We start from the raw sequence: 19,431 nt of genomic DNA on the forward strand, positions 1-19,431 counted from the left end.
CATTATTCTGTATCGTTCTTTTTTTATTGCAACTATAAAGTAGTAATAGAAAAGATAAAATATATGCGACTCTTAAAACCATTATATTTTTATGACATAGCGTTATTGGTCTAAAGCTTCGTAAGTTGGGTTTAATAACACAGGTTTACCAAACCCTAATTGCTCTAATTTATCTAGTTGTGTAGCTGCATCACCAACTACTAAATAAATCATTTTATCAGGTCTAATATATTTTTCACCAAGCGCTTTTATATCATCAACTGTGAGTGCTTTTACAATTTCTTCACGCTGCTTAGCGTAGTCATCGTCAAATCCTAAATCGCTAATATTAGATAACATATTTAGTTTAGCACCAAGCGTTTCGAAAGCGCGAGCACCACTTTTTAAAGTAAAGCCTTTTGTGACTTCTAAATCTAGGCTATCGAAATTCTTAGCATAATTCTCTAGAATTTCTTTTACTAATGCAGCAGATTCATAAGTTACATTAGAGCGTACACCGCTCGAAATCATAAATCTTCCATCTAATTCATCACCAGAAAATCTTGACCGTATACCATAAGTATAGCCTTTTCCTTCACGTAACTGTTGTGTTAATTGCGATGCAAATCCACCGCCACCTAAACGATAATTCATTACTGTAGCAGCATAGTAATCATCGTCGGTTGCTTTTGGTCCTGAGTAACCAAAACGTAGTTGCGATTGTTTAGCATTTGGAACGTCATAGAAATAAACAGTAGATTTTGTAGGTGCTTCTATAGCTGGCAACTCTGGAATTGTAACATCTTTCACTTCCCAATTACTATTAATAGTACTTAGACTATTAATTACTTGTTCTTCAGAGATATCACCAACAATATTAAAAGTAGCTAAACTTGGAGTCAAATTATTTTGATAGTAAGCTTTTAAATCTTCAATAGATATAGTTTCTACTGAAGCTTCAGTGCCTTGATTATTTTGAGCTAGAATGTGATTTTCGCCATAAAGTAACTTCGCATACTCGTTTGCTGCAATGGCATTTGGGTTAGCTTTTTGACGCTGAATACTAGACTTAACACTTTGCTTGATAAGTTTAAACTCATCTTCATCCCAACGAGGTTCAAGTAAAATTTCAGAAACCAATGCTAGTGTTGCATCATAATGCTTGGACAGGCAGCTACCGTTTATATAGACTGCATCATCGGTGGCGAAAGAATTAATACGGGCACCTAAGCTTTCAATTTCGTTTTCAAGTTGTTCAGGCGTTTTGTTTTTTGTGCCTCGAGACATTAAGTCAGCCATTATATTAGAAACACCAATTTTAGTTAAGTCTTCTAATAACATACCACCTTTAATTTTTAACTGAAATTGTACTAAGGGTACTTCATCATTTTCAATACCAGAAACTTTTATCCCTGAGCTTAAATCGTCTTTCCAAACTTCAGGCACTTTAACATCTGGGCTTTCGCCATATGGAGGCTCTATGCTTCGGTCAAAACTAGAAGGTGTTTTCTCATATGTTGCCGCAATAGAAGCATCGAAACCTTCTTCTGCACCATCAATGATTTTTTCTTCTACAACATCTGCTAAAACAGAATTTTCTAATATTAAATTAGATTGCCCTTTTGGAACAAAACTCGTAGCGATATAGTTTTTGTCTTTGATATATGTGTTGTAAACTCTCATGACATCTTCGGGAGTTACAGCTAAAATGTTTTCTACATCTTTTGTAATAAATCCTGCATCACCTGCAAACATCTCGTATTGTGTTAACTGAGCACCTTTGCCTAAAACACTAGATAGACTGCTGTAGAAATTAGTTTCTTGTCCTGCTTTAATGCGGTTTAAATCCGTTTCCGAAATGCCGTTTTCTTCAAATTGATTAAAAGCTTTTTCAATAGCCTTAGCAACATCATTTAGCTCTACTTGATTAAATGCCGTAACACTCAATTGAATTTGCCCAGCTATTTCAGAACTGTATTCACCCATACCAACGCCACTTGTTAGCTGTTCGTCTTCAACAAGAACTTTATATAAAGGCGCTTTTTTACCACGTGATAAATATCGATTTAAAACACTAAGCGCATAAGAATCTTCGTGATAATCCGGAACTCCAGGCCAAACCATTGTTAAGCGTGGTGCACGTGCAAAATTATCTTCATAATACAAATGTTTTGAAGCTGTTAAAACAGCTGGTTGTTTTGCTAATGGTGGAATATCTTCACCTCTTGGAATTTCATCAAAATACTTTTTCACCCATTTTTTTGCTTGTTCAGTATCAAAATCTCCAGCAATAGTGAGTATCACATTATTTGGTACATACCATCTGTTGAAGAAGTTTTTAACATCTTGCAGCGTAGCATTCTGTAAGTCTTCTAAAGAACCAATGACTTGCCAACTGTAAGGATGACCTTCAGGATAAAGGTTACTGTCAATAACATATTGTGTGTGACCATAAGGTCTATTATCTACAGATTGGCGCTTTTCATTTTTTACTACTTGTTTTTCCTTTGCTAAAACTGGGTCAGTAACTGTATTTATAAAATATCCAAGCTTATCTGCCTCAGCCCATATCATTTTTTCTAGCGCATCCTTTGGTACAGTTTGTAGATAATTAGTTCGGTCTCTATTGGTTGAGCCATTTGCTCCTGAGCCTCCTATTCGAGCACTCATTTTATCTAATCCACCTTTTCCTAAATTCTCAGACTCTAGAAATAACAGATGTTCAAATAGATGTGCAAAACCAGTTCTACCTTCAATCTCTCTTGCAGAACCCACATGAGCTGTGAGCGATACAGCAACAACAGGATCTGATTTATCGCTATGAAATAAAACCTTTAGGCCATTATCAAGTGTGAATTTTTCATAATTAACCTTTAATTCATTTGATTCTTGGGGTTGTTCATTTTTACATCCAAATACGAGCAAAAGGATTAAAAAAGGAACATTTTTAAATCTATATAATTTCATTAGTTAGTTATTTTAATTTTATAATTCGAATGCATTATTATTTACGAAGAAGATAGAGTTAACCAAAAAGAGTTTTCCATTCTCCCAGAAGCTTCTAAAAAGGGGATTATCTACCATATATATAAAGCTTCCACTACCCATTCGCTCTTCTCCAAAGACTAAAGTTTTTTCAAGCATATTCAAGGTGTTTTTTCCCGCAAAACCTGAATAAACCTTTACGTCTTCAACATAACTTACATTATAACCTCTATCAAGTATACTGTAAGCAGAACTACCCAATTTTAAGGTGAAATAATCTTTATCATAACCAAATGCCATAGGGTGAGTTGTGTCTACTTTACTTTTAAAAATAGCACCAGTAATGAGGTTGTTAGTATACGCTCTTTCACGGTCAGCATAAGGTGTTAAATTTTCTTGTGCATCATCACTTTCATTGTCTTTGTACTTTAATGCAAATCCTTCTTTATTGGCAAAGCTTCTAAGTGCGGCGTCTACAGCAATAACTTTTCCGCCAGAGCGTACCCAATCTTTTAAGGCGTTCATAGTGGCTTCGTTTAAAACTCTACTATAGTAACCACTTGGCATGATTAAAATATTGTACTTGTCTAGATTAGTTCGGCTAAGATTATCTGTATTAATAGAAGTTACAGGATATTGTAATTGTTGCTCAAAGAAATGCCAGAGCGCACCATAACTTAATGAGGATGTGCCATCACCTGAAAGCATTGCGATTTTTTGCTTGTTAATAAGCTTAATATCTGGAGAACCTATATCTGGAGTGGTTTGTGAAAATCCAGAATTTATAGTTGCTAATGATTTATCATACTTTTTTGCAATTGAATTTAAAGTTGACAGCATGTTAGCCATGCCTTTATTATCACCCTTGGTAATTATTAAAGCACCTCTTTCAAAAGTTTCACCATTAGATTTGAAGGGCTTTTCAGTGAATCGTACTCTAAAATTAGATTTTAAAAGTTCTGCTAAAAACTTTGCATCTTTCATAGAATTCCAATCGCTTACATAACCATATGCATCTGTCAATGCTCGATATGATTTACTTTCTGATGTTTGAGAACTTGGTACTTTGGTAGTGCTGGCAATTGCATCTAACCCATAAGCATATGGCATACTCCAAGCAGTAATATCGTAAGTTAAAGAATCTGTAAGTTTTGCATTAGGCTCGAAAAGTACTTTTACCATTTTGCCTTTGGGTTGGTTTGAGTGAATCACAATGGCATTATCAAAATTCAGACTTCCTTGCTTTCCAGTTTTGTAATTGTATCCACTGACCTTATTGGTTGATAGTTTTTCAAAATCAATATCATGTTTTTGTAAAAGATTTGTAAGACTACCTATGTTATCTGGATTACCACCTAACACATAGCTCTTATATTTTAAATCAGAATTATCGAAGAATTTTGCAAATTCAGTATTTAAACGAGCGGCATTTTTTGATGCTATTTCAACTGTTGATAGACCGGTGGTTGTATGATGCGTTAAACGCTCAACTAAAGTAAGTACATGACCTTCATCATTTAAAATGCCCAAACCAGCTCTACCATGACCACCTTGTTCGTAGGTCATACCAATAGCACCCATATATGTTGGGTAAGTATCACCATAGCTTGGATAAAATAAATCAAAACGCTCGCGCGTAAAGAACAACCAACCTTCTTTATCAAAATACTTGGCGTGATTTTTTCCTATTTCGGTTTGAAAATCGCGCTGAAAATCTGAAATAATCTCATGAAAAGGTTCTGCAGCAGGCGCAAAATAGTAAGGTTCGTTGATACCTTGCTCATGAAAATCTACATGGATGTGAGGCATCCATTTGTTATACACTTTTAATCGGGTTTCAGATTCTACTTGTGTAGCCCAAGCCCAATCTCTATTAAGATCAAAAAGGTAGTGATTTGGGCGACCACCTGGCCAAGGTTCATTATGCTCTGAGGCTTGTTGGTCTATATCATAAGGTTGACTTGCAGTTTCGTTATACCAGTTTACATAGCGATCACGCCCATCAGGGTTTACACATGGATCAATAATTACAATCGTATTTTTTAGCCAGTCTTGTTTTTTGGTAAGTAGTTTATGTAGTGTTAACATAGCGGCTTCTGTACTTGAAGCTTCATTGCCATGTACATTGTAACTTAACCAAACAATAGCAACATCAGGATTATTAGCCTCACCATTTAATAAGCCCGCATTTTTAAGATTGTTTTCTCTTATCGTATTTAGATTACTAATATTCTCCTTACTAGAAATATAAGCCAAATGTAATGGACGTCTTTCATACGTTTCGCCATATTTTTCAATCTTAACATTTTCTGGTAGCGCATTTGCTACAGCTTTAAAATAATCGACTACTTGATGATGTCTGCTGAACTGGGTTCCGATAGGGTAACCTAAAAATTCATCGGGTGACGGAATGTTTTGAGAAAAAGAATTAAAAAGAAATCCAAAAGAAAATAAAGCGATTAGGAAAAGTCTTTGCATAGTAATAGTAAGTTTAGCGCCAAAGCTGTTTAAATTGATGTTCCGGTCTAACTTGTTTTTTGTCAGAAACATAAGGGCGTTAAAGGTAATGATTTTAAAATCTTGATTATCGAGTAAAAATAAAAACTGTGTTTTAGATTTTCAGAATTCTATTCCATATTAACTAAATATTAGCAGTTACCATAATCACTTGCCGTATATTTATACCATAATTTTGATTTACACATGCCAACCGACTGTATTTCGTTTAGAGACACTAATTATTTCTCGTCTTTTATTTGTAATTACTTGGATGAAACTCCTGAATTAAAGCCATTATACCATCGGTTTCCAACACTTGAAAATTTCAAAAGTCAAATTGAAGAAAAGTCAAAAAGCAGTGACCTTGATTACGGTCGAAAGGTACTTTCTGAAGTTCTAGAAAAGCAATATAAATCTATTGAAGCTTCAGAACTTACAATTAAGAATTTAGAAAGCCTAAAATCTGAGAACACATTTACAATTACTACTGGACATCAGTTAAACCTATTTACAGGACCATTATATTTTTTACATAAAATAATTTCCGCTATAAACCTTACTAATGAGTTAAAGGAAGCATATCCAGATTATAATTTTGTTCCTGTTTATTGGATGGCATCAGAAGATCATGATTTTGATGAGATTAACTATTTCAACTTTAAAGGAAAAAAGATTCAATGGAATAGACCAGACGGCGGAGCAGTAGGACGTTTTAGTACAGAAGGGTTAGATAAAGTTTTTGAAATTGTTTCGGCTGAATTTGGTCCGGGCAAACAAGCAGAGCAACTTAAAACTTGGTTTAAAGAAGCATATCTTAATCACAATAACTTGTCTGATGCTACTAGATATTTAGCTAATGCTATTTTTTCTGAATATGGACTTGTTATAATAGATGCTGATGACAAAGACTTAAAGCGTTTGTTTGTACCACAAATGCAAAAAGAACTTATTGAAAATATTGGGTTTAATTCTGTTTCTGAAACTAATCTAGAAATTGAAAAATTAGGTTACAAAGTTCAAGTAAATCCGCGTGAAATAAATCTCTTTTACATTCAAGATACACTTCGAGAACGCATAGTTTTTGAAGACAATGTTTTCAAAGTTAACAATGCAGAATTGTCTTGGACCAAATCTGAAATTTTGGCGCATCTTCAAGAATCCCCAGAGTGCTTTTCGCCTAATGTAATAATGCGACCTCTATATCAAGAAGTAATATTGCCAAACCTCTGTTACATTGGTGGTGGAGGCGAATTGGCATATTGGTTTCAGTTAAAATCAAATTTTGAAGCTCAGCAAGTACCTTTTCCTATATTACTTTTAAGAAACTCTGTACTTATAAGAACTGATAAGCAATATAGAAAGCAGCAAAATCTGGGACTTACAGATGCAGATTTGTTTTTAAAACGTGATAGCTATATCAATAAACGTGTGCGCCAAATATCTAACATATCTATCGATTTCACTGTGCAAGAAAATCATCTTATAGAACAGTTTAAGGCTCTACATCAGTTAGCAAAACAAACCGATAAATCATTCTTAGGTGCAGTTGAAGCACAAGAAAAAAAGCAACTCAAGGGGCTAAAACACTTAGAGAAACGATTACTTAATGCTCAAAAGAAAAATTTAGCAGATCAAATTTCTCGAGCTACAGATTTGCAAGAGCAACTATTTCCTAATAAAAGCTTGCAAGAGCGTAATACTAACTTTTCAGAATTGTATTTAGAATTCGGAGATAATTTAATAGAAGAATTAGTTGCTGCGTTACAACCTCTCAAAGGTGATTTTACTATACTGACGATTTAGTTTTGGTACAATTTTCTACTTGTTAAAAACTATTCAAAAAATCGTAATTCAGCAATCACAAATCTAAAATCTATTTCTATTTTTGTGCATGCAACACAACAAAGTCCTAATTTTAGATTTCGGGTCGCAATACACACAGCTAATAGCGCGCCGTGTGAGAGAATTAAACATCTATTGCGAGATTCATCCATTCAACAAAATTCCTTCAGATTCAGACAGTTTTAGAGCTGTAATTTTATCTGGTAGTCCAAATTCAGTTAGAGGTGAAGATGCTTTACATCCAGACTTGTCAAATATTAGAGGAAAAAAACCATTATTAGCCGTTTGTTATGGCGCTCAATATTTAGCACATTTTTCTGGTGGTGAAGTAGCAGCTTCTAATACCCGAGAATATGGTAGAGCTAATCTTGACTTTATAAAAACTGGTGAAACTTTCTTTGAAGGTATTTCTCAAGGTACTCAAGTTTGGATGAGTCATAGTGATACAATTAAAGAATTACCAACAGGTGGTGTGTTATTAGCTAGTACAGAAGATGTGGAGAATGCAGCTTTTAAGATAGAAGGTGAAGATACTTTTGCAATTCAATTTCACCCAGAAGTATATCATACTACAGACGGGAAAAAAGTATTGGAGAATTTTCTTGTTAAGATTGCTGATATTGAGCAAGATTGGACACCAAATGCTTTTGTTGAAGAAACGGTTGCCGACTTAAAATCACAGTTAGGTAACGATAAAGTTGTACTAGGACTTTCAGGTGGTGTAGACTCTTCTGTTGCAGCAATGTTATTGCATAAAGCTATAGGTGAAAATCTCTATTGTATCTTCGTTAATAATGGATTATTACGTAAAAATGAGTTCCAAGATGTACTCATGCAATACCAAGGCATGGGTTTAAACGTTAAAGGTGTAGATGCTTCGGCACGCTTTTTGGATGCCTTAGCAGGAAAGAGCGATCCCGAACAAAAACGTAAAACGATAGGTCGCGTGTTCATTGAGGTTTTTGATGATGAGGCAAATTTAATTAAAGATGTAAAGTGGCTAGCACAAGGTACCATCTATCCAGATGTAATAGAAAGTGTATCAGCTACTGGAGGCCCAAGTGCTACGATTAAGAGTCATCATAATGTTGGTGGGTTACCAGATTTTATGAAGCTCAAAGTTGTAGAGCCTTTAAAAGCTTTGTTTAAAGATGAGGTAAGACGTGTTGGTGCTTCTATGCATATGGATAGCCAACTGTTAGGACGTCATCCATTTCCTGGACCTGGTTTAGCAATTAGGATTCTCGGAGATCTAACGGCAGAAAAAGTTCGTATATTACAAGAAGTTGACGCTGTCTTTATTAATAATTTGCGTTCATGGAACTTGTACGATAAAGTATGGCAAGCAGGAGCAATATTATTACCAGTTAATAGTGTTGGAGTTATGGGTGATGAGCGTACATACGAAAAATGTGTGGCGCTTAGAGCTGTAGAAAGTACCGATGGTATGACGGCAGATTGGGTAAATTTACCATACGAGTTTTTGCAAAAGACCTCAAACGAAATAATAAATAAAGTAAAAGGTGTAAACAGAGTGGTTTATGATATCAGTTCAAAACCACCTGCTACCATCGAATGGGAATAAAAGTGACCCAGCGGTCTAATTTGTTTCTTAGTTAAAGTTGATTAAATATTTATTGATGAAAAACGTTTTAACCGCAATTGTATTTACACTTACACTTAGCCTTAGTTCACAGAACTATAAAACGCACAAAGTAAAAGTAGGCGAAACTATTGAGAGTATTGCTAAAACGTATTTAGTAACTCCTTTTGATTTGTTAGCATTAAACCCTGATGCTAAAAACAATTTTGGGCCTGATACCACACTAATTATTCCTAATTCTAGAGTAAAAAATGATGAAATTGTAGAAGAAACTAAAGAAGTTATCGACTACAAAAGGCATAAAGTGAAGCGTAAAGAAACGCTTTATGGCTTATCAAAAAAGTATAATGTCACAGAAGACGACATAAAGAAAGCAAATCCGAGACTATATTCTGAAAACTTAAGAAAGGGCGACCGTATTCGCATACCAAGGTTTAAAACAGTAATTTCAAAACAAAGCTTATCTAATACTATTAAAAAGTATGTTGTGTTACCTAGCGAAGGTAAATGGCGTATAGCGTACAAGTTTGGTATTACAGTGCAGGACTTGATGGACTTAAATCCTAATATGAATGAAGTTTTACAACCTGGAGATGAACTCAATGTGCCTAACATTGCCAATAATGAAGAAAAGCCTACGACTGAGGACTATAACTATTATGAAGTGCTACCAAAAGAAGGGTTTTACAGATTAAAAATAAAATTAGGATTAACGCAAGAAGAGCTTGAAACTTTAAATCCAGAGCTAAAAGAATCAGGTCTAAAAGCCGGTATGGTATTAAAATTACCTAAAGAAATAGAGACTGATGCAGCTATTCTTGAAGACAGTAACACTACAGATTTAAGAGATAATATTACTAATACAAGTACTAAGCATTTGGCTATGCTGTTGCCATTCCGTTTGAGTAGAATAGATACAGATTCTGTAGCTGAAGCAAAAGATATGATAAAGAATGATCGTATTCTCAGCACAGCTTTAGACTTTCATTCAGGCGTACTTATGGCTTTAGATTCAGCTAAAAATTTAGGAATTTCAACTAATCTTAAAGTATTTGATACAGAGAATAGAATATCCGAAATCGCTAATATCATTGATAGTGAAGATTTCTCTGATTACGATGCCGTTATTGGTCCTATGATGGGAAAAACTTTCGACCGATTTGCTTCTACCGTTAATGGAAATGTGCCGGTATTCGCGCCATTAGCGATGCCTTCCAAAGTATCAGGAAACGTGTTTCAAACCATTCCCAATAAAAAGATTCTGGCAGATAAAATGATTAATTATGTAAAGCGTGATAGCACTATTACGCAGATATTCATTATTGCAGATCAAAAACACAGAACAGTGAGTAACGATCTAAAGAAAGCGTTTCCATCAGCGCGACAGTTCTTTTCAGAGTTAGTAAAATCGAAAGGCAAGGATAACGGTAAAGATGCTTATTTTATTTACCCAACACGATTTGAAAACGTATTTAAAAAAGGCAAAAATGTAGTGTTTTTAGAAACCGATGATGTCTCTTTTGGCTCTAGTATTATCAGTTTACTTAATGGGCTAGCTATTGAGGATATTGAAATTATTTTAACCACTACAGATAAGAGTAAGGCATTTGAAAGCAAAGACCCAGATAATAACTACCATTTGTCTAATCTTAAGTTTCATTACCCAACGGTAAACAAGCAATACGATACAAGCTTGAATAATAACTTTGTAACTGATTACAAGCGCAAATATGGTGTTACACCAAGCAAATATGCTACTCGTGGTTACGATTTAACTTTAGATATATTATTGCGTTTAGCCTCAAGCGAAGACGGATTATCTAATATGGATACCGAAACACAGTACGTTGAAAACAAGTTTAGATATAACAAAAAGTTATTTGGAGGTTACATTAATGAGGCATCTTATATTGTAAAATTCGACAACCTTAATATTGTTGAGGTCGACTAGATTCGCGGTCACTGAGCGAAGTCGAAGTGCAGTCGAAATGTCTTTAGTATTATAGTCTTGTTTAAATAAAAATTGCAATAATAAAAGTTAAGCTCACGTTATAGAACGAAACTCATCAATTAATTTATGCGCTTATTTATTGTTTTTTTAGTGTTTGTAAGTTGTGTTGGCGCCCAAAACAACGATTTAGAAACCATGTCTTGGAATGAAAACAGACCACTTAAGTTTTCAGATTTTAGAGATAGACCAAACCCTAATACAGATGCTGCCGCATTAACTGCATCAGGAATATCTTTTGGGTTTTCAATTAATAGAGAAGGTAGTAGAGTTACCGATTTTAGTACAGATGTAGATTGTGTGTTTTACCCCACAAAATCATGGTTTAAAAAAGAGCATACCACACAGCATATCCTTAAGCACGAGCAATTGCATTTTGATATTACAGAGTTACATGCTCGTATGTTTAGACAAAAGATTAGCCAGTTAAGACCATCATCTCAAATTAAGTCTCAACTCAATCAATTGTATAAAGCCATAAGTAAAGCGTCGTCACAAATGCAACAATTATACGACGAAGAGACTAGGCATTCTATAGATAGACCCAAACAAGCTGCTTGGCAAGCGTATGTTGCAGCAGAGCTTAAAAAATTAAACGCCTTTAAAACCAAATAAATCACAATCGTCACACTGAGCGTGGTCACTGAGCTTGCCTGCCTTGAGCGCAGTCGAAGGGTCGAAGTGCACTCGAAGTGTCTTTAAATATGCAGCCAGACAAAAATGCCCTCATAGAACTTGCTAAATACAAAATGCCTTTTGGTAAATACAAAGACGAATATTTAGTAGATATCCCGGAGTATTACTATACGTGGTTTAAACAAAAAGGATTCCCTAAAGGAAAGCTCGGAAACATGATGCAACAAATGCACGATATTAAAATCAACGGGCTAGAAGAATTGATTTATAAGATTAAGAAAGAGTATTAGGTTAATTTGATATTTCGTTTAACTAGTAATGATATGAATCTTTCTAATGATTTATATCAGACGTTAAACGAATTTAACCAAAAAACCATTAAAATCAAGAGATTAAGAACTCTAAAATCTAAGTTTCAACAAACCTTAAAGTTTTCCTAAATTCCTCATTTTATTTTGTAAATTTGCCTGCGTTTAAAAGCGCAACATGACAACTCACCCTAAGTATGTTTTTGTAACTGGCGGTGTGTCTTCTTCTCTCGGAAAAGGCATTATTGCTGCATCTCTAGCCAAATTATTACAGGCACAAGGTTACAGAACCACCATTCAAAAATTAGATCCTTACATTAACATTGACCCAGGTACATTAAATCCTTATGAGCATGGTGAATGCTATGTTACTGATGATGGTGCTGAAACTGATTTGGATTTAGGACATTACGAGCGTTTTTTAAACGTACCTACATCACAAGCTAATAACGTGACTACAGGTCGTATTTACCAAAGTGTTATTGACAAAGAACGTCGCGGTGAATTTTTAGGTAAAACGGTTCAGGTCATTCCTCATATTACGGACGAGATTAAACATCGTATTCAGATTCTAGGAAACTCAGGCGACTACGATATTGTGATTACCGAAATTGGTGGTACTGTTGGTGATATTGAGTCTTTACCATATATAGAAGCTGTGCGTCAGTTACAATGGGATTTGGGTGAGCATAATGCTATTGTTATTCATTTGACGTTAGTACCATATTTATCAGCTGCTGGTGAATTAAAAACCAAACCAACACAACACAGTGTAAAAACATTGATGGAAAGTGGAGTACAAGCAGACATTTTAGTTTGTCGTACAGAGCATGAGCTAAGCGATGGTATTAAAACCAAGTTAGCACGTTTTTGCAATGTTGAGAAAGAATCTGTGATTCAGTCTATCGACGCCTCAACAATTTACGATGTGCCAAATTTAATGCTTGATGAAGGTTTGGATAAAGTGGTCTTAAAAAAGTTAGACTTATCAAGTGGTACTCCAGATTTGGCACGATGGAATGAGTTTTTAAAGCGTCATAAAAATCCAAAAAGCGAAGTTACTGTTGGCTTAATAGGTAAGTATGTAGAACTTCAGGATTCATATAAGTCAATTTTAGAGGCGTTTATTCATGCAGGTGCAGAAAACGAAGTTAAGGTTAAGGTAGAGTCTATTCATTCAGAATATTTATCTAAAGAGAATGTTGAAGAGAAACTAAGTCATTTAGATGGTATTTTGGTAGCACCAGGTTTTGGCGAACGTGGTATTGAAGGTAAAATTGATGCTGTGCGTTATGTACGTGAAAACAATATTCCTTTTTTAGGCATTTGCTTAGGTATGCAAATGGCGGTAATAGAATATGCCAGAAATATACTTGGATTGCGAGATGCTAATTCTACAGAAATGGATGAACAGACATCACATCCTGTTATTGCATTAATGGAATCTCAGAAAAATGTAGTAAACAAAGGCGGAACAATGCGTTTGGGTTCTTGGGATTGTGAGCTTACAGATAATAGTATATCTCTTAAGTCTTATGGACAATCTCAAATAAAAGAACGTCACAGACACCGCTTTGAATTTAATAACGATTATAAAGAACAAATTGAAGCTGCTGGACTAAAAGCTACTGGTCTTAACCCAGAGACTGGCTTGGTAGAAATCATTGAATTACCTACACACAATTGGTTTGTTGGTGTGCAATATCATCCAGAATACAAAAGTACTGTCGCTAATCCACATCCATTATTTGTGTCTTTTGTAGCAGCTGCTTTAGCATATAAAACCAACAAGTAGTGTCAGTTTGGCACAAATTAGTATTTTGGATAGCTTTTTGAAATATCCAGAACAAATAAAACGAATCGATTTAAGACCGATACATCTTTAAATACACATGGAAGAAAGGAAATTAGACATAAATACAGTCATAGGTTTTGTACTCCTTTTTGGAATAATGATTTGGTATTTTTATCAAAACCAACCAACTCCAGAAGAACTAGAAGCTCAAAAACAAGCTGAGACAGAGCAAGTCGAAGCTGCAAAACAAGCCAAAGCGCAGGATGAGAGTTTAACAGCTATAACCACTCCAATAGAAGACTATAATGAGAATGTACCTGATTCTCTAAAACAAGCAATGCTTCAAAATAAATTAGGAGATTTAGCTTTTGCCTATTCTCTAGGAACTGATATTGATGGTACTACAGATGTTGAAACAGATGTTTTAGCATTAAAATTTAACAATAAAGGTGGTCATCTTGCCGAAGTTAGGCTGACACAATTTGTAGATTATGATGAGCTACCAATCTATATAGTTAAAGATGGTAATACCAACTTCAATCTTAATTTTGCGACGACAGATAATCGCATATTAAATACAGAAGATAAACCATTTCAACCTTCGGTTACTAAAAATGGTGAGAATACAGTGGTCTCAATGAAACTGAAATTCTCCGAATCTAAATATTTAGAATACCGATACGAGCTGAAGCCTAATGATTATATGATAGATTTTACCATTCAATCTCAAGGCTTGGATGGTGTGGTTAATAGTTCTCAAGAAATCAACTTAGATTGGAAACTTAAAGGGCTACGACATGACCAAAGTATTACTTACGAGAATAGATATACACGTTTAACCTATCAGCATGATGGCGATAAAATAGACAAGCTCGCTCAAATGAATGATGATGAAGAAGTCGTCTCTGATGTAAGTTGGTTATCGTACAGACAGCATTTCTTTAGTAGCATATTAGTTGCTGATACACCATTTAAGTCGGTAAACATGTCTTCTAAGGATTTGGTTAAAGACGAAGAAGTTGATACCGTTTTTACAAAACTATACGCTTCAAAAATACCTGTTGAATTAAAAGGTGGAAACTTTAGCAAATCAATGGGCTTGTATTATGGGCCTACAGATAGTAAGGTTTTAAAAACCTATGATAAAAACCTTGAAGCGAGTATTCCTTTTGGATGGGGAATTTTTGGGTGGATAAATAAAGCAGTTTTTATCCCATTATTTGGGTTTTTAAGTAGCTTCTTACCTTATGGTATTGCTATTATTGTAATGACTGTTTTGGTAAAAATGCTACTATCTTTTGTACAGTACAAGCAGTTTTTATCTCAGGCAAAAATGAAGATTTTAAAACCTGAGCTAGATGCTATACGTGCTAAGTACAAAGACAATAAAATGAAAGCACAACAAGAAACTATGGCATTGCAAAGTAAAGCTGGTGCTAGCCCTTTGAGTGGTTGTTTACCCGGGTTAATGCAAATTCCTGTGTTTTATGCCCTATTTATGTTTTTTCCAACAGCTTTCGATTTAAGACAGAAAAGTTTCCTATGGGCAGATGATTTAAGTTCATACGATTCTATTGCACAGTTGCCATTCAATATTCCGTTTTATGGAGATCACGTGAGTTTATTTCCAATATTAGCAGCAATAGCTATTTTCTTCTATATGAAAATGACTACTGGTCAACAAACAGCTATGCAAGCGCCGCCACAAGAAGGGATGCCTGATATGAGTAAGATGATGAAGTATATGATTTACTTTTCGCCATTACTAATGTTGGTATTCTTTAATAACTATGCGTCTGGATTAAGTTTATACTACTTTATATCTAACCTAATTAGTATTGGTATTATGTTAGTGATTAAAAACTATATCATTGACGAGGAAAAGGTACTAGCTAAAATAGAAATTAGTAAGAGTAAGCCTAAGAAGCAAAATCGTTTTCAGAAGAAAATGGCTGAAATGATGGAGCAAGCTGAGCAACAAAAGCAAATGCAGCAGCGCAAAAAGAAGAAATAATTAATTCTAGATATTATAAGAAAGCTACAGTTTTATCTGTGGCTTTTTTTATACTCAAAAGTAAAGCCCTCCATGAGAATGGAAGGCTATACTAACTAAATCAATCAATATAAAAAATGAGGTAATCAGCCTCGACTTTTTCGTTTATTAGGTAGCAGGTAATAAAACTGCATTAATGACGTGTATTACACCGTTTGCAGTCTGTACATCTACAGCAATAATTCCTGCAGAGTTTCCTGCACCATCAGTAATATCTGCAATATTACCGTTAGTTCCAGGTAAAGTAATTGTAATGTTTTGTCCTTGTAATGTTTCTGGTACAGTATCACCGTTTTGGTTTAAATCACCAGATTGAACATTGTTTCCTGCCAACACATGATGTTGTAAAACTGCAGTTAATAGGGCAGAATCAATATCAGCAGGAGAGTTCCACATCATATTTGAATCTAATAATGCTTGGAAAGCAGCATTTGTTGGAGCAAATACTGTGAATGGAGCAGGAGCAGTACCATTAGCAGTTGATAAGATGCTTACGAAATCTGGCTGACCAGCAGTAGTTAAAGATGCTACTAAACTTCCAAACTCAGGATTTGCTAAAGCCATATCCACAACTGTAGGTGGTAATAATACTTTATTAATAACATGTATAATACCGTTATCAGCACCAACATTAGCGGATGTTACATCTGCACCAGCAGTAGTAGCGTCACCACCATTGATTTCAACAGTACCAGCATTTTCTCTTGCGTATATACTTAAATTATTATTTCCAGGTCCAGTGGCACCAACATTAGCATAAATACCGGCACTAGTGATAGCAGAAGATTGTACTTCAGTACCTATAATTACATGGTTTAACAATACGTTAGTTAATAAGCTAATTTCTATATCATCAATTGAATTCCATGCAGGATTCGAATCTAATAAAGCTTGAAAAGCAGCATTGTCAGGAGCAAATACAGTAAAAGGACCATCGCCTCTTAAAGTCAATACTAGGTCAGCACGTTCTAAAGCAGAGGCTAAAGAGGTAAAGCCATTCGCCACAGCTACGTCAACAACAGTTTGTACAGTAGGTGTGTTATCATCATCACTGTCACAAGCAGTCAAACCTAATACCATGATAAAAACTGCTAGGAACTTTAAATTTTTTGAAATAATTTTCATTTTTTTGAGTTTAAAAGTTAAATATATTGTTCATCTTGTTTAATAAAATTAAAAAATGATTAAACATAAATTTCTATTTGCATTTTTTTTAACAGTAATTTTAACATCCTTGGATGCTCAAGTTTCTGTAAATAAGTTCGATGAAAGTGGTGAAAGGCACGGTATATGGCAAAAAAACTACCCAAATACCAACCAGTTGCGTTACAAAGGACAATTTGAACATGGTAAAGAAATAGACACATTTAAGTTCTACAAGCTTAAACAAAAACGAAGTGTACTTAGTGCTATAAAAGTTTTTAATCCTAATAATAATAAAGCCGAGGTTTCATTTTTGGCTTCAAATGGTTCCGTCATTAGCAAAGGAATAATGGATGGTAAGAAATTTATTGGTAAGTGGCTCTTTTATCATAAAAATTCGACTACTATTATGACTGAAGAAACTTATAATGCAACAGGACAACTAGAAGGTACCCGCAAAGTTTATTTTACTAGTGGTACTATTGCTGAAACTTCAGAATACCAAAATGGTAAGCGCGACGGTGTCACCAAAACATATTCAGAATCTGCCAAACTCTTGCAAGAATCAAACTATAAAGAGGATAAGCTCAATGGCGAATCTTTATATTATGATGCTTCAGGAAACATGGAAGCAAAAGGAAATTACAATGCTAATTTAAAAACGGGCATTTGGGAATATTATAAGAATGGTGAATTAACTAAAAAGGTTGACCATAATAATGATAAAGTCATCTTCAAAAAACAATAGCATTAGTCTATAGTATCAATAGGCTTTAAGTATGGTAACCTGCAAATGGTTACCTTTTTTATTTTGTAATTTTGCCCAAGTTTTTCGAACCTATTTCGGAAGTATATATTAAAATGAATAACAAGCGTGTCATAGTAGGACTTTCTGGAGGCGTGGATTCCAGCGTAGCTGCATACCTTTTAAAAGAGCAAGGTTATGAGGTTATCGGCCTATTTATGAAGAATTGGCACGATGATTCCGTAACTATTTCTGACGAATGTCCTTGGTTAGAAGACAGTAATGATGCCATGTTAGTGGCGAATAAATTGGGTATTCCTTTTCAGACTGTAGATTTAAGCGTGCAATACAAAGAACGTATTGTAGATTACATGTTTAATGAATACGAAAATGGGCGTACACCAAATCCAGATGTACTTTGTAATCGCGAAATTAAGTTCGATGTCTTTATGGATATTGCTTTAGAACTAGGCGCAGATTATGTAGCGACAGGTCACTATTGTCGTAAAGCTACAATTGAAAAAGATGGGCAACACGTACATCAGTTATTAGCAGGTGTAGATGGTAATAAAGATCAATCGTATTTCTTGTGCCAGTTATCTCAAGCACAATTAGCAAAAGCCTTATTTCCAATTGGAGAGTTGACAAAGCCTGAAGTTCGGGAAATTGCCAAGGCTCAAGATTTAATCACAGCAGAGAAAAAAGATTCGCAAGGGCTTTGCTTTATCGGTAAGGTACGTCTACCAGATTTTTTACAGCAACAGCTTAAACCAAAAGAAGGTGTTATTGTTGAAATTCCTGAATCGTTAGACACCTATCATAAATCTATTCCACGATTTGATTCAAAGGCTAGTGAGTTAGCATTTCATTCTTCAAAACCAGAATACGCCATTTCTCAAGGAAAAATTGTTGGCAAACATCAAGGTGCCCATTATTTTACTAAAGGGCAACGTAAAGGCCTAGCAGTTGGTGGTACAAAAGAACCCTTGTTTGTTATTGAAACAGATGTTAATGAGAATGTCATCTATACAGGTCAAGGTAAAACACATCCAGGCTTATTACGCTCAGTATTATTTGTACAAAACGAAGAACTGCATTGGATTAGAGAAGATCTAGAGCTTAAAGATGGTGAAACTCTAAATGTTAGTGCACGCATTCGTTACAGACAACCATTAGAAGAGGCAACACTTTATAAAGTATCTTCAGGGTTGTATGTAGAGTTTAAGAACAAGCAATCTGCAATTACCGAAGGTCAATTTGTAGCATGGTATACTAATGAAGAGCTTTTAGGTTCTGGAGTTATTTCTTAATTCTTATGGAGCCAGTTGACGTCAAAAAAGGAACTATTTTACAAAATTCAGGTGATTTAAATTCAAAAGTATATCATGTCGTTTCTGGGCTTTTAAGAAGCTATTCTATTGATGATAAAGGCAAAGAACACGTGTTTCTTTTTGCTCCTGAGGGTTGGACCATCGCCGATAATAACTCAAAAGAGATGCCTTGTGATTTATATATTGATGTTCTTGAAGATTCTGAAGTATTAGTCTTTGAAAAAGATTTAGAGCGTGAGACTAAAAATGTTCCTGCCTTAATAAAACGACTTTCAGCATTACAAAAGCGTGTTATTATGCTTAAAAGTGCTTCAGCAATAGAGCGTTATGAGCATTTTGAAAATACTTATCCTGAAATCTTACAACGTGTTACCCAAAAAATGATCGCGTCCTATTTGGGTATTACGCCAGAAGCATTAAGCAAAATCAAAAAAGAACGCATTACCAAGAAAACATCTGATTCTTAATCTAGATTAAGGGTTTTCTTAGATTTCTTCGCGATTT

The 19,431-nt window shown here is 34.8% G+C and carries 13 protein-coding genes; 10 read left to right on the forward strand and 3 right to left on the reverse strand.

Going from position 1 to position 19,431, the window contains the following annotated elements; genetic code table 11:
- Positions 1 to 102: 102 nt before the first annotated feature.
- Both ED556_RS05210 and ED556_RS05215 read right to left on the reverse strand, forming a co-directional pair.
- Complete coding sequence (locus tag ED556_RS05210) at positions 103 to 2,946, reverse strand: pitrilysin family protein (RefSeq protein WP_296320260.1); 2,844 nt, start codon at positions 2,944 to 2,946, stop codon at positions 103 to 105.
- Positions 2,947 to 2,964: 18 nt separating this feature from the next.
- Positions 2,965 to 5,442, reverse strand: a complete 2,478-nt coding sequence (locus tag ED556_RS05215; RefSeq protein WP_296320263.1) for a M14 family metallopeptidase — start codon at positions 5,440 to 5,442, stop codon at positions 2,965 to 2,967.
- 225 nt (positions 5,443 to 5,667) lie between these two features.
- Between ED556_RS05215 and bshC the strand changes: the two genes are divergently transcribed.
- The 7 genes from bshC (at position 5,668) to yidC (ending at position 15,669) form a co-directional block, all read left to right on the forward strand.
- Positions 5,668 to 7,266, forward strand: a complete 1,599-nt coding sequence (bshC, locus tag ED556_RS05220; RefSeq protein ID WP_296320266.1) for a bacillithiol biosynthesis cysteine-adding enzyme BshC — start codon at positions 5,668 to 5,670, stop codon at positions 7,264 to 7,266.
- Positions 7,267 to 7,354: 88 nt separating this feature from the next.
- On the forward strand, positions 7,355 to 8,890 hold the full coding sequence (guaA, locus tag ED556_RS05225) for a glutamine-hydrolyzing GMP synthase (protein ID WP_296320269.1): 1,536 nt from the start codon (positions 7,355 to 7,357) through the stop codon (positions 8,888 to 8,890).
- Positions 8,891 to 8,945: 55 nt separating this feature from the next.
- Positions 8,946 to 10,859 carry a LysM peptidoglycan-binding domain-containing protein gene (locus ED556_RS05230; RefSeq protein ID WP_296320273.1) on the forward strand — a complete coding sequence of 638 codons (1,914 nt, stop codon included), beginning with the start codon at positions 8,946 to 8,948 and terminating at the stop codon, positions 10,857 to 10,859.
- Positions 10,860 to 10,985: 126 nt separating this feature from the next.
- Complete coding sequence (locus ED556_RS05235) at positions 10,986 to 11,531, forward strand: DUF922 domain-containing protein (protein WP_296320277.1); 546 nt, start codon at positions 10,986 to 10,988, stop codon at positions 11,529 to 11,531.
- Between the two features lie 89 nt (positions 11,532 to 11,620).
- Positions 11,621 to 11,842, forward strand: coding sequence for a DUF3820 family protein (locus ED556_RS05240; protein ID WP_296320280.1), 222 nt, complete (start codon positions 11,621 to 11,623; stop codon positions 11,840 to 11,842).
- A gap of 196 nt (positions 11,843 to 12,038) precedes the next feature.
- Positions 12,039 to 13,655 (forward strand): CTP synthase, encoded by a 1,617-nt coding sequence (locus ED556_RS05245; RefSeq protein WP_296320283.1) that lies wholly within the window; start codon positions 12,039 to 12,041, stop codon positions 13,653 to 13,655.
- A 97-nt stretch (positions 13,656 to 13,752) separates the two neighbouring features.
- Entirely contained in the window at positions 13,753 to 15,669 is a 1,917-nt protein-coding gene (gene yidC, locus ED556_RS05250; protein ID WP_296320285.1) for a membrane protein insertase YidC, read from the forward strand.
- Positions 15,670 to 15,816: 147 nt separating this feature from the next.
- On the opposite strand, the gene ED556_RS05255 is transcribed toward yidC, so the two are convergent.
- Positions 15,817 to 16,833, reverse strand: coding sequence for a fasciclin domain-containing protein (locus tag ED556_RS05255; protein ID WP_296320288.1), 1,017 nt, complete (start codon positions 16,831 to 16,833; stop codon positions 15,817 to 15,819).
- Between the two features lie 55 nt (positions 16,834 to 16,888).
- On the opposite strand from ED556_RS05255, the gene ED556_RS05260 reads away from it, so the two are divergent.
- The 3 genes from ED556_RS05260 to ED556_RS05270 all read left to right on the forward strand — a co-directional run bounded on the left by ED556_RS05260 (position 16,889) and on the right by ED556_RS05270 (position 19,394).
- Positions 16,889 to 17,599, forward strand: a complete 711-nt coding sequence (locus ED556_RS05260) for a toxin-antitoxin system YwqK family antitoxin (protein ID WP_296320291.1) — start codon at positions 16,889 to 16,891, stop codon at positions 17,597 to 17,599.
- Positions 17,600 to 17,712: 113 nt separating this feature from the next.
- Complete coding sequence (gene mnmA / locus ED556_RS05265) at positions 17,713 to 18,906, forward strand: tRNA 2-thiouridine(34) synthase MnmA (RefSeq protein WP_296320294.1); 1,194 nt, start codon at positions 17,713 to 17,715, stop codon at positions 18,904 to 18,906.
- A 5-nt stretch (positions 18,907 to 18,911) separates the two neighbouring features.
- Positions 18,912 to 19,394 carry a Crp/Fnr family transcriptional regulator gene (locus ED556_RS05270; RefSeq protein WP_296320297.1) on the forward strand — a complete coding sequence of 161 codons (483 nt, stop codon included), beginning with the start codon at positions 18,912 to 18,914 and terminating at the stop codon, positions 19,392 to 19,394.
- The last annotated feature ends 37 nt before the right edge of the window (positions 19,395 to 19,431 follow it).

The organism is Winogradskyella sp. (genome assembly GCF_003712105.1).
Classification (GTDB): domain Bacteria; phylum Bacteroidota; class Bacteroidia; order Flavobacteriales; family Flavobacteriaceae; genus Winogradskyella.